The organism is Pseudorhodoferax soli, assembly GCF_003337555.1.
GTDB classification, from domain to species: Bacteria; Pseudomonadota; Gammaproteobacteria; order Burkholderiales; family Burkholderiaceae_C; genus Pseudorhodoferax; species Pseudorhodoferax soli.
Genome location: NZ_QPJK01000009.1, coordinates 215,785 through 239,405 on the forward strand (window position 1 = coordinate 215,785; position 23,621 = coordinate 239,405).

Here is a 23,621-nt window from a genome sequence, read left to right on the forward strand (position 1 = left end):
ACGCCTCGTTGCAATTTGTTTCAAAGCCGCTGCATCCAGACGGAGGGCTCGCCAGTAGTACTTGCACGATCAACCACTGGAGCTAAGTTCCATGCGCCATTCCCTTTCCACCCGTTTCGCCACCGTCGGCCTGGCCGTCTCCGCCACGGCGCTGCTCGCAGCCTGTGGCTCCATGGACCGCAGCAGCGGCATGGCCTTCTCCCAGGCGAGCCTGCCGGCCAGCATCCAGGTGCCGGCCGGCAACCGCGTGGCGATGGAGACCGTCGGCAAGGGCGAGATCCTGTACGAGTGCCGCGACAAGGCGGGCATGCCCGGCCAGGTGGAATGGACCTTCGTCGGCCCCGAGGCCAAGCTCATGGACCGCGGCGGCAAGCAGGTCGGCCGCTACTTCGGCCCGCCGGCCACCTGGGAAGCGAGCGACGGCTCCAAGCTCACGGCCACGCAGCTGGCGGTGGCGCCTTCCGGCCCGACCAGCTTGCCCTACCAGCTGGTCAAGGCCAATCCGGCGATGGGCAGCGGCGCGATGACGGGCGTGACCTACATCCAGCGCGTGGCACTGCAAGGCGGCGTGGCGCCCACCACCATGGCCTGCACCGCCACCAGCAAGGGCCAGCGCGCCACCGTGCCCTACCAGGCCGACTACATCTTCTACAAGGCGATGTGATCCACGGCCGCCGTCCCGGCGGCTCTGTTCAGAACCCGGCCTGCAGGAACAGCTGCGGGCCGTTCATGCGGTACTTGATCTCGCCCGAGAAGTTGCGCGCATCGGCGTCCACCCGCAGGTCGTGGTAGCGCCAGCCCAGGCCGACGCCCACGTTGGGCGTGACGCGGTACAGCGCATTGGCCTGCAGGTTCACCAGGCGGCCGTCGTAGTCGCCGATGTTCAGCTTGAACAGATCGATGCGGCCGTTCAACTCCCAGCGCCCGGCGCCAGGCCGGTAGCTGCCGTACAGGCCGACGGTGGGCGCCGGCACGGTTTCCGAGCGCCGCTCGGTGAAGGCGCCCACTGGCTGGCCGTTGACGATGGCCGCGCCCTGCACGCGCAGGAGTGCGTCCGTCACATGCGCGCCGACCAGCACGCCGGCCTCGCGGTCGGCCTGCTTCAGGAAGGAATAGCCCGCGCTGAGCCGGTAGGTGCGCGTGCGCATCTGCGTGTCGATGTCGGCCACGAACTGGCCGTCGCCGAAGCGGATGCCGTCGGTCGTGGCACTGCCGCTGCGGTTCAGCGAGAAGTACTCGAACTCGGCGCGCCAGCGCTCGGACAGCCGGCCGCCCAGCAGCACGGCCGGCACGGTCTTGCGGCGCGCCAGGCCGAAGTCGTTCTCGCCGTCCAGCGGTGTGCCCTGCAGCACGCTCTCGGTATCGTCCAGCCGCACCCGGGAATCCACGTTGGGCCGGTAGGCCGAGACCTGCAGCCACACGCGCTGCTCGGGCAGCACCAGGCCTTGCGCCCAGGCGCCGCTGGCGCACAGGCCAAGGGCGGCCACCACGGCCTTGCGGGTCTTCGGGTTGCTTCGGGGCTTCCGTCTGCTGCTCATTGCTGTCGCCTTTCCGGCTGTGCGCCATGGTCGCTGCGCGGGCTTGGCAGCAGAACAGATGCTCGGCCGGAACCACCCGCGCGGGCGACGCCAGGGTGGACGCACCGCCTGTAGGTGGGGGGCGCATCCGTCCGCGCGCAGCCTCTTACACCGGCACGGTGGACTCCTTCAGCACGCGCAGCACGAAGTGGGATTTGCTGTGCCGGATGCCGGGGATCTTGTAGAGCTTCTCGCGCAGCAGCCGCTCGTAGTCGCGCGTGTCGCGCACGGCGATGCGGATGTAGTAGTCGTAGTCCCCCGAGACCAGGTAGGCCTCCAGGATCTCGGGGATGGTGGCCAGCACCTGGCCGAAGGCGTAGAGCGTGTCCTCCGTGTGGCTCTCCAGCGTGAGCTGCACGATCACCGTGTCCTGGTAGCCCAGGCTGGCCGGGTCCACGTCCACCGTGTAGCGCTTGATCACCCCTTCGTCCTGCAGCCGCTTGATGCGGCTCCAGCAACTGGTGGGCGACAGCCCCACCTCGGCACCGATCTCCTGCAGCGTGCGCCGCGCGTCCTGCAGCAGGATGCGCAGGATGGCCAGGTCGGTCTTGTCGAATGCTTTTCCGCTAGACATGGGTTTCTCCGTATGAATTTCGGACTATGGTGCCGGAATATCGAAAAATCAGAAGCCTATTCTGCGCCGCAGCCTAAAAAATGGAGGCTATGAAAACCACCGACGTCCTCGACACCCGGCCATCCCTTCCGACGGCCGCCCTGCCAGCGGTGCCCGCCGCTCCGCGCAACGGCGCCCAGGCCCTGCTGGACGCCCTGATCGACGGCGGCGTCGACACCCTGTTCGGCTACCCCGGCGGCGCCGCGCTGCCGCTGTACGACGCGCTGCACGGCGAGCCGCGGTTGCGCCACATCCTCGTGCGCCACGAGCAGGCCGCTGTGCACGCGGCCGAGGGCTATGCGCGCAGCACGGGCAAGGTCGGCGTGGTGCTGGTCACCTCCGGCCCCGGCGTGGGCAACACCATCACGGGCCTGCTCGATGCGATGAGCGATTCCGTGCCCGTGCTGTGCATCAGCGGCCAGGTGGCCACGGCCGTGATCGGCACCCAGGCCTTCCAGGAGAGCGATGCGTTGGGCATGTCGCGGCCCGTGACCAAGTGGAATTTCCAGCCGCGCAGCGCCGCCCAGGTCGGCGACGCGGTGCGCCGTGCGCTGGCCATCGCCGCGGGCGGGCGGCCCGGCCCGGTGCTGCTCGACGTGCCCAAGGATGTGCAGCTCGCACCCGTGGGCCAGCCCGTGGCGGCGCGGCCCCTGCGCGCGGCGCAGGGCACGAGCCTGCCGCGCGGCAGCCTGCAGCGCGCGGCCGACCTGATCTCCACGGCGCGTCGGCCCGTGTTCTACGGCGGTGGCGGCCTGGTCAACGCCGGGCCGGCGGCCTGCGCAGCCTTCGCGCAACTGGTGCGCCAGGTCGGCGGCCCCTGCACGCTCACGCTGATGGGGCTGGGTGCGTTCCCCGCGTCCGATCCGCAGTTCGTGGGCATGCTCGGCATGCACGGCACGCTGGAGGCCAACCTGGCCATGCACGAGGCCGACCTGGTGGTCAACGTGGGCGCGCGCTTCGACGACCGCGTGACCGGCAAGCTCGACGAGTTCTGCCCGCACGCCCGCAAGATCCACATCGACATCGACCCCAGCGCCATCCACCGCACGGTGCAGGTCGACGTGCCCATCGTCGGCGACTGCGGCGCCGTGCTCGACGCGCTGCTGGCCCTGCCCGAACTGCGCGGCCTCGACCCCGCGCGGCTCGCGCCCTGGTGGCAGCGCGTGGAGCGTTGGCGCGCCCAGCGCTGTCTGGACTTCACGCCGCAGGCCGAGGCCATCCTGCCGCAGCAGCTCATGGCCACGCTGCAGGCGCAGATCGCCGGGCGCGACGCCATCGTCTCCACCGATGTCGGCCAGCACCAGATGTGGGCCGCGCAGTACCTGCGTTTCGAGCGGCCGCGCCGCTGGCTCACGTCCGGCGGTGCCGGCACCATGGGCTACGGTCTGCCGGCCGCCATCGGGGCGCAGGTGGCGCACCCCGATGCCCTGTGCGTCTGCGTGAGCGGCGACGCCTCGGTGCTCATGAACATCCAGGAGTTGTCCACCGCCGTGCAGCACAAGACACCCGTCAAGCTGGTGCTGTCCAACAACGGCTACATGGGCATGGTGCGGCAGTGGCAGGAGCTGAACCACGGCAACCGCCTCTCGCACAGCTGGAACGCCGCGCTGCCCGACTTCGTGGCGCTGGCCAAGGCCTTCGGCTGGGGCGCGCGGCGCGTGTCCGATCCGGCCGAGCTCGATGCCGCGCTGGCCGAGTGCCTGGCGTACGACGGGCCGTTCTTCCTCGACGTGCAGGTGGCCGCGCAGGAGAACTGCTTCCCCATGATGCCCGCCGGTGCCGGCCACCACCGGGTGATGCTGGGCAAGGACCGGTGGTACCGGGACGAGGACGACAGCGCCGCTGCCTGAGGCCAGGCCGCGTGCGCGGCGCCAGGGCAGGGGAGACTGCTACGATCCGCGCCCGTCCTGCCATGCGCGGGACGGCCATCCACCCATGAACTTCCGCCAGCTGCGCTACTTCTGCGAGGTGGCCGCTTGCGGCACGCTGGCGCGCGCGGCCGAGCGGCTGCATGTGGCGCCGACCGCGCTCAGCATGCAGATGGCGCAGCTGGAGTCCAGCCTGGGCGGCGCGCTGTTCGACCGCAGCGCCCGGCCCATGGTGCTCACGCCGCTGGGCCACTTCTTCCTGCCGCGCGCCCAGGCCCTGCTGCGCGACGGCCAGCGGCTGGAGCAGGAGTCGCGCGAACTGGCGGCGGGCCGCAGCGGCTGGCTCGGCATCGGCTTCGTGCGCTCGCTGCTCAATTCGCGGCTGCCCAGCGCCCTGCACGCTTTCCGCCAGGCCCATCCAGAGGTCAAGCTCGAACTGGTCGAGATGCTGTCCGAGCACCAGCCGGCCCAGCTGCGCAGCGGACGCATCCACCTGGGCCTGTCGCGCTTCGCGCTGGCGCCCGAGCCGCTGGCCGACCTGCGGCACACACCCTTGTTCGAGGACCCCTTCGTCGTCGCGCTGTCGGCGCAGCATCCCCTGGCGCGCCGGCGCCGGCTCGCGGTGGCCGACCTGGACGGCCTGCCGCTGATCAGCTACCCCAAGGACCCGCACAGCGGCTTCGCGCAGCGCGTGCTCGCGGCGCTGCTGCAGGCCGGCGCGCAGCCGCGCGTGGACCACGAGGCGATCGAGATCCACACCGCGCTGGCCCTGGTGGCCGCCGGCCTGGGCTACGCCATCGTGGGCGCGTCGGTGGCCGAGCGCGGCCAGAGCGATCTCGTGTTCTTGCCGATCCCGGCCTTGAAGACGCGCACAGTGGTGATGGCGGTCACGCGCGCGGACGGCGACAACCCCTTGGTCGAACGCATGCTGGCGCTGTTGCAGTCCACCGCACCGGCGACGGACCGGCGCGCCAGAACTTCAGAAAAGCTGAAGTAAGGCTCAGCAATCGCTGCTGTGCCTGGCCGGCGCCTTGACCGAAGATGCGCGCCCATGCCGACTCCACCCCTGTCCGATCCCCTCGCCATGCTGCGCCAGCTGGGCGCCGCCACCGTCTACGAAGCCCAGGGCGCCCAGGGCGCGCTGGACCACGGCATCAAGCCGATCGACCCGGCCTGCCGCCTGGCCGGTCCGGCCTACACCGTCGACTGCCGGCCCGCCGACAACCTGATGCTGCACTACGCCGTGCAGAAGGCGCGGCCCGGCGATGTGCTGGTGGTCGATGCCAAAGGCTTCATGGAGGCTGGCCCCTGGGGCGATGTGCTGACGCTGCAGGCCATGCAGCGCGGCATCGCCGGATTGCTCATCAACGGCTGCGTGCGCGATGCCAACCTCATCATCGAGCTGGGCTTTCCGGTGTTCTGCCGCGGCCTGTCGATCAAGGGCACGGGCAAGAACCAGCCGGGCCGCGTCGATGTGCCGGTCAGCATCGGCGACGTGACGATCCGGCCGGGCGACATCGTCGTCGGCGACCGCGATGGCGTGGCCGTGGTGCCGCACGAGCGCGTGGACGCCACCATCGCCGCCAGCCTGGCGCGCGAGGACAAGGAAGCGCAGCAGCGCGAGGCCATCGCGCAGGGCGTCTCCACCGTCGAACTGCTGGGCCTGGCCGAGACGCTGCGCCGCTTCGGCCTGCACTGAGCACATACGCGCCGCCGCGCGCAACGGCAAGCCTTCATTTCCAAGGAGACATCAGCATGAACAGAACGCAATTTCTTCGCCTGTGCGCGCTCGGCGCGGCACTGGCCGTGGGCGGCCCGGCCGCCCTGGCGCAGACTTATCCGTCCAAGCCGATCCGGCTGGTCGTGCCCTGGCCGGCGGGCGGCGGCGCCGACGCCGTGGGCCGCGCGGTGGCCGAGGCGCTGCGCGTGCAGCTGGGCCAGAGCGTGGTCGTCGACAACATCGCCGGCGCGGGCGGCAACATCGGCACGCAGCAGTTCATCCGCCAGCCGGCCGACGGCTACACGCTGCTGCTGGCCACCAGCTCGACCAACTCGGCCAACCCCTACCTGTACAAGCGCACCGGCTTCGACCCGGTCAAGGACTTCACGCCGGTGGCCTCGCTGGCCGTGATTCCCAGCGTCATGATCGTGGCCGCCGGTGCGCCCTACAAGTCGCCGGCCGACATCGTGCAGGCCGCCAAGGCCACGCCGGGCAAGCTGTCGTACGGTTCGGGCGGCGTCGGCAATTCGGCCCACCTGGCTGGGGAGCTGTTCAAGTCCATCGCGGGCATCGACGTCATCCACGTGCCCTACAAAGGCAGCTCACCCGCGTTGACCGATGTCATGGGCGGCCAGCTCGACTACATGCTGGACACCGGCGCCTACGGCCAGCTGAAGGGCGGCAAGGTGCGGGCGGTCGCGGTGGCCTCGGCCACGCGGCATCCGCTGCTGCCTGGCGTGCCGACCTTCGAGGAGCTCGGCATCAAGGGCATGCAGATGAACGCCTGGTATGGCCTGGCGGCCCCGGCCGGCACGCCGGCCGCCATCGTCGAGCGGCTCAACGGCGCGGTGCAGGCCGCCTTCCAGGCGGGTGACCTCGGCAAGCGGCTGACCGACGTGGGCGCCGAACTGCGGCCCGGCACGGCGGCCAGCTTCGCCGCGTTCTGGAATGCCGAGCTGCAGCGCTACGCCGGCCTGGTCAAGCTGACGGGCGCGACGCTGGACTGAGCCCGGCCCGGCTGCTTGAGTCTTGAGGCGCGCGCCAACACAGGCGCTGCAGACCATCCCGCGCGGGATGGATCGGGTCATTGCATTCTGCGGCCGCGAGCCGCTCAGCGCGCGCCGCTCAGCGCGCGCTGCTCAGCGCGGGGGTCGGCAGTGGCCAGGTGCGCCAGCAACAGCTTGCTTGCCGCCGACAGCGCGCTTTCGGAGCGGTAGCACGCGACGAACTGGCGCTGCGCCCAGGCGTCGCGCAGCGGCACCAGCACCAGCCCGGCGGCGTCCGCATAGAGCTGCGCCACTTCCATCGGCACCACGCTGATGGCCAGGTCGGCCTGCACCACGCGCAGCGCTGCGTCGAAGTTCGCCACCACGACGCGGTTGACCAGTGTCTTGCCGTGCTCCGAGGCCACGCGCCGCAGCAGCAGCTGCAGGGCCGTGGTGGCGGGCAGGCCGACCTGCTGGCAGTCCAGCGTCTGCGCGAAGTCCAGCGCCGCATGGCGCGCCAGCGGATGGGACGCATGCATCACCATCGCCAGGTGGTCCTGGCGGTACGGCTGTGCCTGCAGCCCGCGCAGGTCCACGGCGTCCCAGCACAGGCCGATGGACGCCTGCCCGTCGTGCACGCACTGGACCACCCCGTGGCTGGCCTGCTCCTCCATGCTGACCTGGATGCGGGCATGCGCTTCGGTGCGCAGGAAGGCGGCCACGTCCTGCGCCAGGGGGCTTTGCAGCACTGACGACGTGCAGACCACCTGCACGTGGCCGCTCGCGCCGTCGGCATAGCTGGCCATGTCGCGTTCGATCTGCTCCACGCGGGCGATCACGGCGCGCGCGTGTTCGAGCAAGGTCTGGCCTGCTGGCGTGGGTGCCATGCCATGGCGGCGACGGGTGAGCAAGGGCGTGCGAAGCGTGTCTTCGAGTTGGGCCAGGCGCTTGCTGATGGCAGAACCCACCAGGTTCGCGCGCTCGCCCGCCATGCGCAGGCTGCCCGTCTCGCACACGGACGCGAACAGCCGCAGGGTGGTCAGGTCCAGGTCGCGCATGGGGCTCAAGATGTTCCGAGAAGGAACTTTGCAGTTTCCGAATGACCATTCGATTCTATTGTGGAATTTCTAGAATCGTCTGCAACAGGAGACGACACGATGCATGCAGCCGCCACGGACCCCGACCCGACGATCTGCCACCCCTTTCTTCCACGCGAGGCCGTGGTGCGCGAAGTCGGCTTGCGCGATGGCCTGCAAAGCATCGCCATGGTGCTGCCGACCGCCCACAAGCTCGACTGGTTGCGCCAGGCCCATGCGGCGGGCCAGCGCGAGATCGAGGTCGGCTCCTTCGTGCCCGCCCGCCTGCTGCCGCAACTGGCCGACACCGAAGAGGTCCTGGCATTCGCCAAGACCCTGCCTGGCCTGTTCGCCTCGGTGCTGGTGCCCAACCTCAAGGGAGCCGAGCGGGCGCTGGCGTGCGGCGCCGACCTGATGATGGTGCCGCTGTCGGCCAGCCACGCCCACAGCCTGGCCAACCTGCGCAAGACCCCGGACGAGGTGGTGGCCGAGGTGGCGCGCATGCGCGCCGCGCGCGACGCCAGCGGCGCGCGCACGCTGATCGACGGCGGCGTGGGCACGGCCTTCGGCTGCACGCTGCAGGGCGAGGTGCGCGAGAGCGAGGTGCTGCGCCTGATGCAGGGCCTGCTCGATGCCGGCGCCGACCGCGTGAGCCTGGCCGACACCGTCGGCTATGCCGATCCGGCCATGGTGCGCAGCCTGTTCGAGAAGGCCTTGCGCATCGCCGGCGACCGCCTGTGGTGCGGCCATTTCCACGACACACGCGGCCTGGGGCTGGCCAACGCCTATGCCGCGCTGGAAGTCGGCGTGACACGGTTCGACGCCTGCATCGCCGGCATCGGCGGTTGCCCGCATGCGCCGGGGGCCAGCGGCAATGTCGCGACGGAAGACCTGCTGTTCATGCTCGAAAGCATGGGCGTGGCCACCGGTGTCGATTTGCACGCCCTGTTGCAGCTGCGCGCCAGGGTGGCGTCCTGGCTGGACGGGCAGACGCTGCACGGCACGCTGTGGCGGGCCGGCCTTCCCAAGACCTTCGCCCCGGCGCCTGTTGCGGCCCGCGCAGTGGCTGAAAGCCAAGACCGATGAACGCACCGCAACAACCGGGCACCGACGCCGCGGCGCTTCCACTGGCCGGCGTGCGGGTCGTCGAGTTCACGCACATGGTGATGGGACCGACCTGCGGCATGGTGCTGGCCGACCTGGGGGCCGAGGTCATCAAGGTCGAGCCCGTCGAAGGCGACCGCACGCGGCGCCTGCTCGGCGCCGGCGCCGGCTTCTTCCCCATGTTCAACCGCAACAAGAAGAGCATCGCGCTCGACCTGCGCAGCCCGCAGGGGCTGGAGGTCGCGCTCAAGCTGTGCACCGGCGCGGATGTGGTGGCGCAGAACTTCAAGCCCGGCGTGATGGCCAAGTACGGGCTGGACCACGCGGCGGTGTCCCGGCTCAACCCGCGCGTGGTCTACGTGGACCACGCCGGCTTCCTGCCCGGCCCCTACGAGCACCGCACGGCGCTCGACGAGGTGGTGCAGATGATGGGCGGCCTGGCCTACATGACAGGCCGGCCGGGCGACCCGCTGCGCGCCGGCAGCAGCGTGAACGACATCATGGGCGGCATGTTCGGCGCCATCGGCGCGATGGCCGCGCTGATGCGCCGCGGCGTGACCGGCCAGGGCCAGCATGTGCAGTCGGCGCTGTTCGAGAACAACGTGTTCCTGGTCGGCCAGCACATGCTGCAGTACGCCATCACCGGCCAGCCGGCCGCGCCCATGCCGGAGCGCATCTCGGCCTGGGCGCTGTACGACGTGTTCACGGTCAAGGACGGCGAACAGATCTTCCTGGCGGCTGTCAGCGACGCGCAGTGGACAACCTTCTGCCGCGCCATGGGCTTCGACGACCTGATGGCCGATCCGCTGCTGGCCACCAACAACCAGCGCGTGCTGGCGCGGCCGACCATGCTGGCCGAACTGCGCCGCCGGCTGGCGCCGTGCAGTGCGGCCGAGCTGTCGGACATCTTCGAGCGCCACGGCCTGCCGTTCGCGCCCATCGTCCGGCCCGAGGACCTGTACGACGATCCGCACCTGCTGGGCACGGGCGGGCTGGCCGACATCCGCCTGCCCGATGGCGAACGCGCTGGCCAGACTGCCAAGACCGCCCTGTTCCCCATCGCGCTGGATGGCGAGCGGCTGGGTGTGCGCCTCGATCCGCCACTGCTCGGCGAGCACACCGACGCGTTGCTGCAGGGCCTGGGCTACGACGCCGCGCAGATCGCCGCGCTGCGCGCGCAAGCCTGCATCGCCTGAACCACCCATACCAACGAAGGAGACAAGGATGCGCTCCACCACCACCCCACGCACCACCGCACTGCGGCGCCGCCAGCTGCTGACCCTGGCCGCTGCGGGCGTCCTGGCCGCGCCAGGCATCGGCCGTGCCCAGTCCAGCGACCGGCCTGTGCGCTTCGTGCTGCCCGTCAGCGCGGGCTCCGGTGTCGACACCATCGTGCGGGCCTGCGCGCCCGCCCTGGCGCTGCAGCTGCGGCATCCCGTCGTCGTCGAGAACCAGCCCGGCGCGGGCGGCATCACCGGCACTGCCACGCTGGTCAAGGCGGCGCCCGACGGCTTCACGCTGAGCGTGGTGTCCAACAACCACGTGATCTTTCCGAGCGTCTACAAGAGCCTGCCGTTCGACCCGATCGCCGACATCACGCCGATCACGGTGCTGGGCTCGACGCCGCTGGCGGTGGTCGTCAATCCGCACAAGCTGCCGGTGAAGACCGTGCCGGAGCTCATCGCGCTGCTGAAGGCCAATCCCGGCAAGTACAACTACGGGTCCGCCGGCAACGGCACCATCCTGCACCTGGCGGCCGCGATGTTCCTGGAGGAGGCCGGCGTGACGGCGCAGCACGTTCCGTACAAAGGCACCGGCCCGCTGGTGGCCGACCTGCTCGGCGGCCAGGTCGACATGGGCGTCATCGCCGTGCCGGCGATCCAGGCGCATCTGCAGAGCCGCGGGCTGGTGGCCGTGGGCGTCGGCACCGCGGCGCGCTCGCCGGTGCTGCCGGACCTGCCCACGGTGGCCGAACAGGGCCTGCCGGGCTACGTGGTCGAAGGCTGGTTCGGCGTCATCGGCCCGGCGCGGCTGCCGGCGGCCAACGTGCAGCAGATCCACCAGGCCTTCGTCGCGGCCATGGCCACGCCCGAGGTCCGCGACGCCATGCTCAAGCAGGGCAATGCGATCAATCCGACCGGCCCCGAGGCCGCGGCCGCGTTCTTTCGGGCAGAGAAGGAGAAGTACGCCCGCATCGTGAAGGCCGCGGGCGTGCAGGCGACCTGAGGCCCACGCGGGCGGGCGCCGCCCGCGGCGGGCGTGTCGATGTGGCGGGTCTTCGTCCGTCGTGCAGACATGGGCTGCCTGTAGATTCCGCCGATGTCTCTTTCTCCCTCTCCCCCTCGCGCCACGGCGCGCGAATGGACCGGCCTGGCCGTCGTCGCCTTGCCCTGCCTGGTCTACTCGATGGACCTCACGGTGCTGAACCTCGCGCTGCCCGTGCTGAGCCGCGAGCTGCAGCCTTCCGGCGGGCAGCTTCTCTGGATCCTGGACATCTACGGCTTCTTCGTCGCGGGCTTCCTGATCACCATGGGCACGCTGGGCGACCGTATCGGCCGGCGCCGGCTGCTGCTGATCGGCGCGGCGTTCTTCGCAGGCGCATCGGCCCTCGCAGCGCTGGCCGACACGGCCGCGCTGCTGATCGCGGCGCGTGCGCTGCTGGGCCTGGCCGGCGCCACCATCGCGCCGTCGACCATGGCGCTGATCCGCAACATGTTCCACGACGCCGGGCAGCGCCAGTTCGCCATCGGCATCTGGATCGCGGCCTTCTCGCTCGGCAGTGCCATCGGGCCGCTGGTGGGCGGCGTGCTCTTGGAGTATTTCCATTGGGGTTCGGTGTTCTGGATCAACGTGCCGGTGATGGCGCTGACGCTGGCCCTCGGCCCGCGCCTGCTGCCCGAGTACCGCGATCCGCAAGCGGGCCGGCTCGACCTGGCCAGCGTGGCGCTGTCGTTGGCGGCCGTGCTGCTGACGATCTACGGGCTCAAGCAGATGGCCGAGCACGGGCCCGCCGCCGGATCGCTCGCCACCACGCTGCTGGGCCTGGCCGTGGGCGCGCTGTTCGTGCGCCGCCAGGGCCGCATCGACTATCCGCTGCTCGATGTGCGGCTGTTCGCGCACGCGCCGTTCTGCGCCGCGCTGGCGGCCTATGCGCTGACCTGCCTGGCGATGTTCGGCGTCTACATCTTCATCACGCAGTACCTGCAGCTGGTGCTGGGGCTCACGCCCTTGCACGCCGGGCTGGCGACGCTGCCGTGGGCGCTGTCGTTCGTCGCCGGGTCGCTGCTGGCGCCCACCTTGGCCGCGCGCTGGCCGCGCGCACGGGTGCTGGTGGTCGGCCTGGTGGCCGCGGCGCTGGGCTTCGGCCTACTGGCGGCGGGGCAGGGCCTGTGGACGCTGCTGCCGGCCACGGTCGTCATGGCCCTTGGCATGGCGCCGGTGTTCACCATCGGCAACGAAATCATCATCACCACCGCGCCGCCCGAGCGCGCCGGCGCCGCGTCCGCGTTGTCGGAAACCGCATCGGAGTTCAGCGGCGCATTAGGCATCGCACTGCTGGGCAGCGCCGGCATGGTGGTCTACCGCCACGGGCTCGCGTCCGCCTGGCCCACGGGGCTGGGGGCCGACGCGGTGCTGGCGGCCGGCGCATCGCTGGGTGGCGCCGTGCACCTGGCGCAGGTGCTGCCGTCGGCGCAGGGCGCGGCGCTGCTGCAGGCGGCGCAAGGAGGATTCACGGATGCGCTGCAGGCCATCGCGCTGGTGGGCGCATTGCTGGTGGGCGCGGCCGCCTGGTTGGTGGCGCGCATGCTGCGCGGGGTGGACCTGGCGGCGGCACCGCACTGAAGGCGGCTACATCTCCTCGCTGCGCACGAAGGATTCCAGGCCCTTGACCATGCGCGCGAGCTGCGGGCCGATCTCCTGGTCCAGCAGCTCGCGCGGGAACTTGCTGGCCTGGCCGCCCGCGTTGATGGTCACCACGCGGCCATCGGGCTGCCGGATCGCGGCGGCCACGCCGCTGATGTCGGTCTGCCAGTCGCGCACGACGATGGTGAAGCCGCGCGCCTGCCAGTGCGCGCAGCCCGCGTCGATGGCCTGGCGGGCCTGCGGCCAGCGCTCGCCTTCGGCCTGGCGGATTTCGGCCAGCAGGCGGTCGCGCTCGCGCGGCTCCATCACGGCGAGCATGGCGTGGCCCATGGCGGTGTCGGCGATGGGAATGCGCGAGCCGATGTCCAGCCCGAGCGACAGCGGCGCCCCCGAGCGGCAGTTCTCCAGGTACAGCACCGACAGGCCGTTGCGGATGCCCAGCGACACGGAGATGTCGTAGCGGTCCGCCAGGTCCTGCATGTAGGGCCGCGCGATGCGCCGCAGCCTGAGGTTGGAGACCATGGTGATGCCCAGCGCCGCCACGCTGTCGCCCAGCGCGTACTTGCCGCTCTCGCGCGAGTGGCGCAGGTAGCCCTGCACGCACAGCGTGTAAGCGAGCCGCACCACGGTGGGCTTGGGCAGGTTGGTGCGGGCTGCAATCTCGGTGTTGGTGAGCCACTTCTCGTCCACGCTGAAGCAGGCGAGCACGTCCAGCCCCCGCGCCAGCGCAGTGACGAACCGCCGGCTGTCGGCGCCTTCCTCGAAGTCGATCTGCCTGGTGCGTCCCACGTTCTTCCTTGTAATTCTGCTTAGCGGAATTATTCGGCGCTGCTGGATTGCCGTTTCTCATGGATTTCCCTAGGCGTTAGGGAATTCATGGAGATCGATACTGGAAAATCTCCACGGACGACGATCAAAAGAATTCCGCGTGGAGAAATAAAACGACACCATCACACCACGTGGAGACTTTCACCATGCCATCCATTGCCATGCGCCGCGGCACCGCCGCCGCCCTGTCCATTGCCGCAGCCCTGGCCCTCGGCGCCTGCGGCGGCGGCGGGGACGACACGCCCGAACCCGAGGAAACGCGCGCGCAGGACGCCCGCCAGTTCACGGTCGACCCGGCGCGGCTGCCGTTCGCGGCCGTCGAAGGCGCGCCCGAGACCGACCGCTGGTGGGGCGTGCTGGACGGCGCCGGCTACCGCGTCGAGGTGCCCAAGAACTGGAACGGCATGCTGGTCATGTACGCGCACGGCTACGGCGGCACCGGCGCCGCCGTCAGCGTCAGCGATGCGCCGATCCGCGCGCACCTGATCGCCAAGGGCTACGCCTGGGCGGCGTCCAGCTTCTCGAAGAACTACTACGACGTGCGTGCCGGCATCGAGGACACCAACGCGCTGGCGCTGGCGTTCCAGCGGATCGGCGCGCAGAACGGCCGCACGCTGGCGGCACCGGCCAAGACCTACATCATCGGCACCTCGATGGGCGGCCACATCGCGGCGGCCGCCGTCGACGCCGAGGCCATAGCGACCGCCAACCACAAGGTGCGCTACGCCGGCGCCGTGCCGATGTGCGGCGTGCTCGGCGACACCGAGCTCTACAACTACTTCGGCGCCTCGCAGATCGCCGCGCAGCAGCTGGTCGGCGTGCCTGTTACCAGTTGGCCGGTGGCCAACTGGGCCGCGCTGGCGCCGCAGGTGCGCAATGCGCTGTTCACCACCTTCCCGAGCGCCACGACGCCGCTGGGCGACCAGTACAAGGAGATCGTCAAGCAGCTCACCGGCGGTGAGCGGCCGATGTTCAACGAAGGCTTCGCGGGCGGCATGAACGCCACTGTCTGGGGCACCTTCGGCCGCGACGGCACCATCAACGGCATCCTGAACAAGGACGGCTACGACACCACCGGCGTCGTCTACCAGTTCGACAACGACCCGGCGCAGACCGGCGCCGAGGCGGCCTTCAACCAGGCGGCCTACCGCCTGCGCGCCGATCCCGAGGCCAACCGCCTGCGCCGCGACGGGCTGCGCTGGTTCCCCAAGACCAACGCGCGCATCGATGTGCCGGTGGTCACCATCCACACGCTGGGCGACGTGTACGTGCCGTTCAGCATGGAGCAGATCTACAAGCGGCGCGCCATGGCGCTGGGCACCGACAAGTGGCTGGTGCAGCGCGCCATCCGCGGCGTAAGCCATTGCGACTTCACGGTGGACGAGCAGACCGCCGCCTTCGATGCGATGACGAACTGGGAGCAGAACGGCGTCAAGCCCGCTGGCGACGAGGTGCTGGACCGCGCCACCGTGGCCAATCCGGCCTACGGCTGCAAGTTCTCGTCGCCCTCGCGCACACCCAACAGCTGCCCCGCCAGCTGATTGTTCCCCCAACGCCCCGGCCCGCGCCGGGGCCCGACCCCTGGAAATCATCCATGAACGCACGATCCTTCAAGCGCCGTACCTTGCCCCTGCTGCTGCTGGCCGCCGGCCTGGTGGCCGGCCCTGCGCTGGCGCAGTCCGACCGCTTCCCCAGCCGCGCCATCAAGGTGCTGATCGGCTTCACCGCCGGTGGCTCGACGGACGTGCCGTTCCGCGTGCTGGCCGAGAACGCCTCCAAGATCCTCGGCCAGCCCGTGATCATCGAGAACAAGCCCGGTGCGGGCGGCGTGCTGCCCGCCCAGATGATGCAGAGCGTGCCGGCCGACGGCTACACGCTGGCGCAGATCCCGTTGCCGGTGTTCCGCCTGCCCTACACGCAGAAGATCAACTGGGACCCGGTCGCCGACCTGCAGTACGTGATCGGCCTGGCCGGCTACTCGTTCGGGCTGGTGGTGCCGGCGGATTCGCCAATCAAGAACATGCAGGACTACATCGCCTATGCGAAGGCGCACCCCGGCCAGCTGACCTACGGCACGCCCGGCGCGCTGACCACGCTGCACCTGACGATGGAGAACATCGCGATGCAATCGGGCATCACGCTGAACCACATCCCCTACAAGGGCAACTCCGAATCGCTGCAGGCGGTGATCGGCAACCACGTGATGTCGGTGGCCGACACGCCGGGCTGGGGCCCGTACGTCGAGCAGGGCCGCCTGCGCCTGCTGTCGACCTGGGGCGACAAGCGTTCCAGCAAGTTCCCTGATGCGCCCACGCTGAAGGAAGTGGGCATCAACCTCGTGCAGACCTCGCCGTTCGGCCTGGTCGTGCCCAAGGGGACGGACCCCAAGATCGCGCAGGTGCTGCACGACGCCTTCAAGAAGGCCATGGACATGCCCAACTACAAGGAGTCGCTGGCCAAGTTCGACATGGAGCCCTACTACATGGACAGCGCCACCTACAGGAAGTATGCGGTGGAGACCATGAAGACCGAGAAGCTCATCATCGAGAAGCTGGGCCTGGCCAAGTAGGCCCCGTGCGAAGGCCATGCGGGCGGTCGTGCAGCGGCCTTGCCGCTGGCAGATCGCGCGCGCCGCGCCAGGCGCTTGAGAATCCGCAGCGCAGCAGATGGCACTGGCCCCCCATGGACATGGCCTGAGCCGCAGGTGTACAAACATCCGTGGCCATTTCCATTCGGTACCCACCATGAAGCAGCAACAGCATTTCTGGGAAGTCGACTTGATCGAACTGGTCAAGCGCTGGGCCGAGGACATGAAGACCTTCCTGCTCACGGTGCTGCTGTTTCTCGGGCTGTCGCTGCCCGTCGTGATCCCGACGCTGATCCTGTGGTACCTGTCCTCGATCAATTTCCGCGCCGTCGGCGGCATGACGCTGGCGCCCTGAGCCCGCCGAGGCGCGACAACGCCATCCTGCCTCGCAAGCCCGCCACCCCAGCCCGGGAGGTCGCTCGTCCGCCTCAGCCTGCGGAGACAATGCGCGCATGGACGAACTCAAGACCATGCGCACCTTCGTCAAGGTGGTGGACGAAGGCAGCTTCGCCGGCGCGGCGCGCGCGCTCAACGTGGCCAATTCGGTGGTCACGCGGGCCGTGGCCGAGCTGGAGGAATCGCTCAAGAGCCGGCTGCTGAACCGCACCACGCGCGCACTGTCGCTGACCGATGTGGGCACGCAGTACCTGGAGCGGGTGCGCAGCATCCTCGAGGACATCGATGACGCCAACAACCAGGCCAGCGAGGCCACCGGCGAGGTCCGCGGCCAGCTGCGCGTGGCCGCGCCGCAGGAGTTCCTGATCGCCAGCCTGGCGCGGCTGGTGCCACGCTTCGCGCAGCGGCATCCGGGGCTCAAGATCCAGCTGCTGCTGTCCAGCCCGGAGGCCACGGTGCCCGACGACGCGGCCGACGTGACGATCCTCATCCACAACCCCGACCCGCTGGACGGCAACTTCGTCGCGCGGCTGCTCGCGCATGCCGAGGTGGTGCTTTGCGCCACGCCCGAGTACCTGCGCCAGCACGCGCCCATCGCCAAGCCCGAGGACTTGCTGCAGCACACCATCCTGGTGCCGGAATCGGCCTTCGAGCGCAAGGTCTGGCTGTTCCATTCCAACGGCCGCGACGGCACGCCCGAGACCGCCACGCTGCAGCCGCAGCGCTCAGCCATCACGTCGCACAACGCCGCCGTGCTGATCGCGGCGGCGCGCGGGCATTTCGGCATTGCCGGCGCCCTGTCGCTCAATGTGGCGGACGACCTGCGGGCGGGCACGCTGCAACGCGTGCTGCCGGCCTGGGCCGCGGCCAGCTACCGCGTCTACGCGGCCGTGCCCAGCCGCAGCCACCTGCCGCGGCGCACGCGGGCCTTCATCGAGTTCCTCGTGGAGCACTACGGCGGCGAACCCGTCGATCCGTGGGTGTCGGGCCGGGTGCTCTGAAGCGCGCGTGACAAGCGGCGTCATGGCCGCGTCACACCGGTGCCATACAACCGGCCGCTCACTATCCGAGGAGCGAGCCTTGCAAAAGAACTGGATGTCGCTGGCGATCAGCGGCCTGTCGACCGTGGCCTTGTCGGCCGTGCTGGTGGCCTGCGGCAGCGACGGCGACACGCCCGCCGCGTCGGTGCCCGACGCCAACAAATTTTTCAACCGCACGGCGACCTTCACGGTCTGCAGCCAGATCGGCGCATCCTGCGAATCCGATGAGGTGACGGCGGCCGAGATCGTCGCCGCGAGCGAAGACGGCATGACGCTGGTCTACAGCAACAGCCCCAAGGGCGAGATCGGCTTCGTCGACATCACCGACGTGAAGGCCCCCAAGCCCCTGGGTGCGTTGGCCATGGGCGGCGAGCCGACCTCGGTCACCGTGCTGGGGGCGCACGCCATCGTGGCCGTCAACACCTCGCCGAGCTTCACCGCGCCGAGCGGCAAGCTGGTGGTGGTGGACATCGCCACGCGCAAGGCCGTGGCGGAGATCGTGCTGCCGGGCCAGCCCGACTCCATCGCCGTGAGCCGAGACGGCAAGTACCTGGCCGTCGCCATCGAGAACGAACGCGACGAAGACCTCGGCGACGGCGCACCGCCGCAGCTGCCGGGTGGCAGCCTGGTGATCGTGGACGTGGCCGGCGCCCCGGGCGCCTGGAAGACGCGCACCGTGGACCTGACCGGCATCGCCGCGCTGTACCCGAGCGACCCCGAGCCCGAATACGTGGCCATCAACGACGACAACGTCGCCGTCGTCACGCTGCAGGAGAACAACCACATCGCGCTGGTGGACCTGGCCAGCGGCAAGGTCACGCGGCACTTCAGCGCCGGATCCGTCGACCTGGCGCAGGTCGACCTGACGGACGCGCCGCGCCCCAACCAGGTCAGCTTCACCCAGTCGCAGGCGAACCGCATGCGCGAGCCCGACGGCGTGACCTGGCTCTCGCGGACCCGCTTCGCCACCGCCAACGAGGGCGACCTGAACGGCGGCAGCCGCGGCTTCACGGTGTGGAACAGCGAAGGCAACGTGGTCTGGGACGCCGGCAATGCGCTGGAGCACCTGGTGGCGCGCGTGGGCCACTACAACGACAAGCGCTCGGACGCCAAGGGCAACGAGCCGGAGAACGTCGCCTTCGGCCGCTTCGACGGCACGGACTATGTGTTCGTGGCTTCCGAGCGTTCCAGCGTGGTTTCGGTCTACGACATGAGCCAGCCGGACGTGCCGGCCTTCAAGCAGGTGCTGCCGACCGCGCTGGCACCCGAGGGCGTGCTGGCCATCCCCTCGCGCAAGCTGTTGATCGTCGCCAGCGAGGCGGACGACCGGGCCAGCCTGGTGCGCTCCAGCCTCAACATCTACCAGTACCAGACGGCCGCGCCGGCCTACCCGACCATCCAGTCGGCCGACCGCGCCGACGGCACGCCGATTCCGTGGTCCGCGCTCTCTGGCCTGGCCGCGGCGCCCACGGGCGCCATCGTCTACGCGATCGACGACAGCTTCTTCCGCGGCAACCGCATCTTCGAGATCGACACCGCCGGCAAGCCGGCCAAGCTGCAACGCGAGATCCGCATCACCGACCCCGACGGCAAGATCGCCGCGCTGGCCGCGACGCTGCCCGCCGCGAAGGACGCCAATGCCTTCGACGCGACCGACCTGGCGGCCATGGTCAATGCCGACGGCACGGTCAACCTGGACCCGGAGGGCATTGCGCTGGCCAGTGCGGCGCAGGGCGGCGGCTTCTGGATCGCCTCCGAAGGCGCAGGCACGGTGGGCGAGGCCGCGCGTCCGGTGCTGTCGGCCAACCTGGTGTTCAAGCTCACGGCCACGGGCGTGGTGCAGGAGATCATCCAGCTGCCGGCCGATGTCAACGCCAGGCAGCAGCGCTTCGGCTTCGAGGGCATCGCCGAATCCGACGGCAAGCTGGTGGTGGCCTTCCAGCGCGCCTGGGCCGGCGAGACGCGGCCGCGCATCGGCGTCTACGACCTCACGGCCAAGACCTGGCAGTTCATGTTCTACCCGCTGGACGCCGTGGCCTCGCCCAACGGCGGCTGGGTCGGCCTGTCGGACATCACCGCCATGGGCAACAACCGCTTCATGCTGGTGGAGCGCGACAACCAGGGCGGCCCGGACGCGCGCATCAAGCGCCTGTACCGCATCGACCTGACCGGCCAGGCGGACGGCGCCGTGCTGGCCAAGACGCTGGTGCGTGACCTGCTGCCCGATCTCAAGGCCCCGGGCGGCAACGTGGTCGAGAAGATCGAGGGCCTGGCGCGCCTGGCCAACGGCGAGTGGATCGTCGTCAACGACAACGACGGCGTGGACGACGGTGCCAACAGCGGCGAGACGCAGCTGATCCGGCTGGGGCAGCTCTCGGGCGGCTGATCCCGCCCGCCGCAGGACTCGGCGGAAGGGCGCGAGGGGGAGAGCGCAGGGGCCGGATACGGTACCCTCGCGCCTCCTCTTTTTGCCCGGTCGCCCCGGTTCCTGCGCCGCCCCGTGCCATGTTCGCCCTGGATCTGCGTTCCCTGACCCTGATGGCGTTCATGACCAGCGTGGCCATGGGCTTCGTGCTGCTCATGCTCAGGCGGCACTACCCGGGCTCGATCCGCGGCATGTGGCTGTGGGGCCTGGCGCCCATGGTGGCGGCCTCCTCGACCGTGTTCTACGGGCTGGAGAACCTGTTTGCGCCGCTCGCGACCGTCGTCTTCGGCAACGGCCTGCTCATGAGCGGCTGCGCGCTGTTCTATTTCGGCACGCGGCGCTTCTACGGCCTGCGCAGCGGCTGGCGGCCCTGGGCCGCCGTCGGCGTGCTGTTGCTGCTCTGGCAGGTGTTCTTCCTCATCGGGTATCCGGACTACCGGCTGCGCCTGGCCTTGTTCGCGGGCACGCTGTCGGTGGTGCTGGTGCTGCACATCCGGCTGCTGCTGCGGCGCCCGGGCCCTGGCTTCGCAGCGCGCTTCACGGCCGGCGTGCTCGCGGTGCAGACCCTGGTGCTGGTGGCGCGCGCGGTCTCCACCTTCTGGCTGGACACGCCCACCAGCCACCGCTTTGCGCCCTCGGTCATGCAGTCGGTCTACGTGGCCACCTTCAGCTTCTCGGTGCTGCTGGTCAGCGTGGGCGTGCTGCTGATGGCCAGCGAGCGCCTGCGCTCGGAGTTCGAGCACCTGGCCAACCACGACAGCCTGACCGGCGCGCTCGCGCGCCGCGTGGTGCTGGAGGACTGCACGCGCGAGTTCGGGCGCTGGCAGCGCTTCGACCACGGCTTCGCGCTGCTGATGGTGGATGTGGACCACTTCAAGTCCATCAACGATGGCCATGGCCATGCCACGGGCGACCGCGTGCTCGCGCGGGTGGTGGACGCGCTGGGCCATGCGCTGCGCAACGTCGACCGGCTCGGCCGCTACGGTGGCGAGGAGTTCCTGGTGCTGCTGCCCGAGACCGGCGCTGGCGAGGCGCGCATGGTGGCCGAGCGCATGCGCGAGACCGTGGCCCGCCTGCCGGCCACGGCCAGGGCGCCCGCCTGCACCGTCAGCGTGGGCGTGGCCTGCGTGCGGCAGGGCGACACCAGCCTGGCGGCGGTGCTGGCGCGTGCCGATGCGGCGCTGTACGAGGCCAAGCGGCTGGGGCGCAACCGGGTGGTGGTCGCGGCCGCGGCTTGATCAGTCCTTGGTGGTGCGCATCAGCACCAGCACCACCAGCCCGCTGGCCAGCACGCCCACGCCCACCCAGGCGGCGTTGAAACCGCCCAGCTGCTGCGAGTACACATAGCCCAGGCTGGACCACAGCATGTAGGCGCTGCTGGCGCAGAACAGCGCGGGCAGCACGGGGTACAGCGGCACGCGGAACGGCCGCTCGCGCGCGCCGTCGATGGCGCGCAGCCGGAACAGCGCGATGCCCACCAGCAGAAAGAACAGCCAGAACACCGGCGCCGTGTACTCCACCATGGCCTGGAAGCCGCCCTTGAAGGCCACGCCCAGCACGATCAGCAAGAGCGCCAGCACACACTGGATCGGCAGCGCGTTGCGCGGCACCCGGCGCTCTTCGTCCCAGGCGGCCAGCACCTTGAGCGCCGGCCAGTCCTGGCCCAGCGCGCTGGCGGTGCGCGCACCCACGATCATGGTGGCGTTGATCGAGGTCAGCGCCGCCGCCGCGACCATGGCCGCGATCAGCTTGCCGGCGCCCGGGCCGAAGGCGGCGGTCAGCACGTCGGTGGCCACGGCCTGCGACTTCGCCATGCCGGCCAGGCCCAGCACCGACCAGTAGGCCCAGTTCACCAGCAGGTACAGCGCGGTCAGGAACAGTACCGAGACCAGCAGCGCGCGCGCGATGGCACGGCGGTCCTGCAGGTCGGCGCTGATGTAAGCCGCATCGTTCCAGCCGCCGAAGGTCAGCAGCACGAAGACCATGCCGAAGCCCACCCCGGCCAGCGAGACCGGGCCGGGTGCGGCCGCCGGTGGCGGCGGGGCGCTGCCCGAGCCCACGGCGAACCACAGCGCGGCCGCCACGATCAGCACCAGCCCACCGACCTCCACGGCCGTGAGCCAGGACTGCGTCTCGGCCCCGCTGCGGATGCCGCGCAGGTTGATGCCCGTCAGCACCACCGTGGCGATCGCCGCCCACAGCGCGCTGCTGTAGGTGCCCAGCGGCAGCAGCTGCGTCATGTAGTCGCCGAAGACGAAGCCCAGCAGCGCGATCGAGCCGGTGGTGATGACGGAGAAGCGCGCCCAGGCGTACAGCAGCGCCGTGCCACGGCCGAAGGCGCGCGACAGGAAGTGGTATTCGCCGCCCGCGCTCGGGTAGGTGGTGGCCAGTTCGGCGTAGCACAGCGCGCCGACCAACGCGATGAGGCCGCCCGCCACCCACAGCGCGAACATCCAGCCCGCCGTGGGCACGCTGCCGGCGACCAGGGAGGGCGCCTTGAAGATGCCCGCGCCGATGACCACGCCCACCGTGATGGCGATGGCATGGCGCATCGTCAGCGGCGCGGTGGCCGCCGGCGATGTCATCGGGCGGTGCTCGCAGCGAACGCGCTGGCGTCCTGTTCAGCGGCTGCGGTGGTGGGCACGATGGGCGAGGCGTCGCCAGCGCGGCGCGCCTCGAACGGCACACCCGGCTGCCCTGGCCTTGTCGCCGTGCCCGTGATGCGGTCGCCCGCCACCTGGCCCTCGAACTGCCAGAGCTGGCCCTTGGGATCGCGCAGGCCGAAGGCGATCTGCGCACCGACGATGCGCGGGCGCACCAGGCTGGCGCGCAGCTCGCCGAAGCCCGCGTCGCCGCTCAGGACCTGGTAGCGCTGCGCCAGCGCGAGCGTCGTGTCGGGAAGGCCGGTGCCGCTGAGCTTCCAGTTGCCCGAGGCGTTTGCCGGGATGTGCCACAGGTAGACATCGCCGTAGCCGGCGCGGGCGGTCTCGTCCGGCGTCCAGTCGCCCATCGTGAACGAGTGCGAGACCACGCGCGTGCCCGGTGCCATCTTGAACAGCAGCGGGCGCAGCCGCAGGTTCAGCGCGGGCAGCAGGTACATGGTGACCACGGTGGCGCTGGAGAAGTCGGCCTGGAAGATGTCGGCCTGGCGGAACTGCACCTTGTCGGCCACGCCGGCCTGCTGCGCACGCCGGCTGGACAGGCCCACCATGTCGGGGTTGTATTCGAGGCCGGTGGCGCGTGCGCCGAACTCGCGCGCGGCGGCGATGGCGATCTTGCCGTCGCCCGAGCCCAGGTCGAACACGCGGTCCGTGGGCTTGACCTCCGCCATCTGCAGCATGCGCGTGACGGTCTCGTCCGGCGTGGGGATCCAGATCACATCCTTGCCGGCCTGGCCGCGCTGGGGCTCGTAGCTGCTGTTGCTCTGGGCGAACGTGGATGCCGCAAAGCCGGCCAGCGAAAGCACGGCGAGCCGGCGGGACAGAGAGGCCTGGGCGATGGTCGTCACTGTGGGTCCTTGGTTCTGGGGAGACAGTC

Annotated in this window: 21 protein-coding genes; 15 read left to right on the forward strand and 6 right to left on the reverse strand. The window is 70.3% G+C overall.

The features are described 5' to 3' along the window. Nucleotides 1-91 precede the first annotated feature (91 nt). Nucleotides 92-664 carry a DUF3455 domain-containing protein gene (locus DES41_RS28430; protein WP_114470983.1) on the forward strand — a complete coding sequence of 191 codons (573 nt, stop codon included), beginning with the start codon at nucleotides 92-94 and terminating at the stop codon, nucleotides 662-664. Between the two features lie 28 nt (nucleotides 665-692). Here DES41_RS28430 and DES41_RS28435 read toward each other — a convergent pair whose 3' ends face one another. Beyond that, entirely contained in the window at nucleotides 693-1,538 is an 846-nt protein-coding gene (locus tag DES41_RS28435) for a hypothetical protein (protein ID WP_114470984.1), read from the reverse strand. Nucleotides 1,539-1,683: 145 nt separating this feature from the next. Next, a complete protein-coding gene (locus tag DES41_RS28440) occupies nucleotides 1,684-2,151 on the reverse strand; it encodes an Lrp/AsnC family transcriptional regulator (RefSeq protein ID WP_211333104.1) in 468 nt (155 codons plus the stop codon). 89 nt (nucleotides 2,152-2,240) lie between these two features. Here DES41_RS28440 and ilvB point away from each other — a divergent pair, with 89 nt between their 5' ends. From ilvB to DES41_RS28460, 4 genes are all read left to right on the forward strand, one after another. Continuing rightward, the gene (ilvB, locus tag DES41_RS28445) at nucleotides 2,241-4,040 is read left to right on the forward strand and encodes a biosynthetic-type acetolactate synthase large subunit (protein ID WP_114470985.1); all 1,800 of its coding nucleotides are present in this window, start codon (nucleotides 2,241-2,243) and stop codon (nucleotides 4,038-4,040) included. Nucleotides 4,041-4,125: 85 nt separating this feature from the next. Further along, nucleotides 4,126-5,055: a LysR family transcriptional regulator gene (locus DES41_RS28450; RefSeq protein ID WP_114470986.1), complete on the forward strand. Its 930-nt coding sequence runs from the start codon at nucleotides 4,126-4,128 to the stop codon at nucleotides 5,053-5,055. A gap of 54 nt (nucleotides 5,056-5,109) precedes the next feature. After that, nucleotides 5,110-5,757, forward strand: a complete 648-nt coding sequence (locus DES41_RS28455) for a 4-carboxy-4-hydroxy-2-oxoadipate aldolase/oxaloacetate decarboxylase (protein WP_114470987.1) — start codon at nucleotides 5,110-5,112, stop codon at nucleotides 5,755-5,757. Between the two features lie 56 nt (nucleotides 5,758-5,813). Then, nucleotides 5,814-6,785: a Bug family tripartite tricarboxylate transporter substrate binding protein gene (locus DES41_RS28460; RefSeq protein WP_114470988.1), complete on the forward strand. Its 972-nt coding sequence runs from the start codon at nucleotides 5,814-5,816 to the stop codon at nucleotides 6,783-6,785. A 104-nt stretch (nucleotides 6,786-6,889) separates the two neighbouring features. Here the strand turns inward: DES41_RS28460 and DES41_RS28465 are convergent, their stop codons facing one another. After that, complete coding sequence (locus DES41_RS28465) at nucleotides 6,890-7,822, reverse strand: LysR family transcriptional regulator (protein ID WP_114470989.1); 933 nt, start codon at nucleotides 7,820-7,822, stop codon at nucleotides 6,890-6,892. Nucleotides 7,823-7,921: 99 nt separating this feature from the next. On the opposite strand from DES41_RS28465, the gene DES41_RS28470 reads away from it, so the two are divergent. From DES41_RS28470 to DES41_RS28485, 4 genes are all read left to right on the forward strand, one after another. Continuing rightward, on the forward strand, nucleotides 7,922-8,926 hold the full coding sequence (locus DES41_RS28470) for a hydroxymethylglutaryl-CoA lyase (protein WP_245965904.1): 1,005 nt from the start codon (nucleotides 7,922-7,924) through the stop codon (nucleotides 8,924-8,926). Continuing rightward, a complete protein-coding gene (locus tag DES41_RS28475) occupies nucleotides 8,923-10,140 on the forward strand; it encodes a CaiB/BaiF CoA transferase family protein (RefSeq protein WP_114470990.1) in 1,218 nt (405 codons plus the stop codon). Before DES41_RS28470 ends, DES41_RS28475 begins: the two co-directional genes overlap by 4 nt. Nucleotides 10,141-10,168: 28 nt before the next feature. Beyond that, nucleotides 10,169-11,170 (forward strand): Bug family tripartite tricarboxylate transporter substrate binding protein, encoded by a 1,002-nt coding sequence (locus tag DES41_RS28480; protein ID WP_114470991.1) that lies wholly within the window; start codon nucleotides 10,169-10,171, stop codon nucleotides 11,168-11,170. Between the two features lie 93 nt (nucleotides 11,171-11,263). Beyond that, the gene (locus DES41_RS28485; protein WP_114470992.1) at nucleotides 11,264-12,787 is read left to right on the forward strand and encodes an MFS transporter; all 1,524 of its coding nucleotides are present in this window, start codon (nucleotides 11,264-11,266) and stop codon (nucleotides 12,785-12,787) included. A gap of 6 nt (nucleotides 12,788-12,793) precedes the next feature. Here DES41_RS28485 and DES41_RS28490 read toward each other — a convergent pair whose 3' ends face one another. Then, a complete protein-coding gene (locus tag DES41_RS28490; protein ID WP_114470993.1) occupies nucleotides 12,794-13,597 on the reverse strand; it encodes an IclR family transcriptional regulator in 804 nt (267 codons plus the stop codon). 185 nt (nucleotides 13,598-13,782) lie between these two features. On the opposite strand from DES41_RS28490, the gene DES41_RS28495 reads away from it, so the two are divergent. The 6 genes from DES41_RS28495 (at nucleotide 13,783) to DES41_RS28520 (ending at nucleotide 21,322) form a co-directional block, all read left to right on the forward strand. Next, nucleotides 13,783-15,177 carry an alpha/beta hydrolase gene (locus DES41_RS28495; protein WP_245965905.1) on the forward strand — a complete coding sequence of 465 codons (1,395 nt, stop codon included), beginning with the start codon at nucleotides 13,783-13,785 and terminating at the stop codon, nucleotides 15,175-15,177. A gap of 53 nt (nucleotides 15,178-15,230) precedes the next feature. Then, entirely contained in the window at nucleotides 15,231-16,205 is a 975-nt protein-coding gene (locus DES41_RS28500; protein WP_114470994.1) for a tripartite tricarboxylate transporter substrate-binding protein, read from the forward strand. A 175-nt stretch (nucleotides 16,206-16,380) separates the two neighbouring features. Beyond that, nucleotides 16,381-16,578: a hypothetical protein gene (locus DES41_RS28505; RefSeq protein ID WP_114470995.1), complete on the forward strand. Its 198-nt coding sequence runs from the start codon at nucleotides 16,381-16,383 to the stop codon at nucleotides 16,576-16,578. Nucleotides 16,579-16,675: 97 nt separating this feature from the next. After that, the gene (locus DES41_RS28510; protein ID WP_114470996.1) at nucleotides 16,676-17,620 is read left to right on the forward strand and encodes a LysR family transcriptional regulator; all 945 of its coding nucleotides are present in this window, start codon (nucleotides 16,676-16,678) and stop codon (nucleotides 17,618-17,620) included. 79 nt (nucleotides 17,621-17,699) lie between these two features. Next, nucleotides 17,700-20,045, forward strand: coding sequence for an esterase-like activity of phytase family protein (locus tag DES41_RS28515; RefSeq protein WP_211333105.1), 2,346 nt, complete (start codon nucleotides 17,700-17,702; stop codon nucleotides 20,043-20,045). Nucleotides 20,046-20,164: 119 nt separating this feature from the next. Next, entirely contained in the window at nucleotides 20,165-21,322 is a 1,158-nt protein-coding gene (locus tag DES41_RS28520; RefSeq protein WP_114470997.1) for a GGDEF domain-containing protein, read from the forward strand. Here the strand turns inward: DES41_RS28520 and DES41_RS28525 are convergent, their stop codons facing one another. Continuing rightward, nucleotides 21,323-22,669 carry an APC family permease gene (locus tag DES41_RS28525; protein WP_245965906.1) on the reverse strand — a complete coding sequence of 449 codons (1,347 nt, stop codon included), beginning with the start codon at nucleotides 22,667-22,669 and terminating at the stop codon, nucleotides 21,323-21,325. It lies immediately after the preceding gene. Next, nucleotides 22,666-23,592 (reverse strand): SAM-dependent methyltransferase, encoded by a 927-nt coding sequence (locus DES41_RS28530; protein WP_114470998.1) that lies wholly within the window; start codon nucleotides 23,590-23,592, stop codon nucleotides 22,666-22,668. Before DES41_RS28530 ends, DES41_RS28525 begins: the two co-directional genes overlap by 4 nt. Between the last annotated feature and the right edge of the window lie 29 nt (nucleotides 23,593-23,621).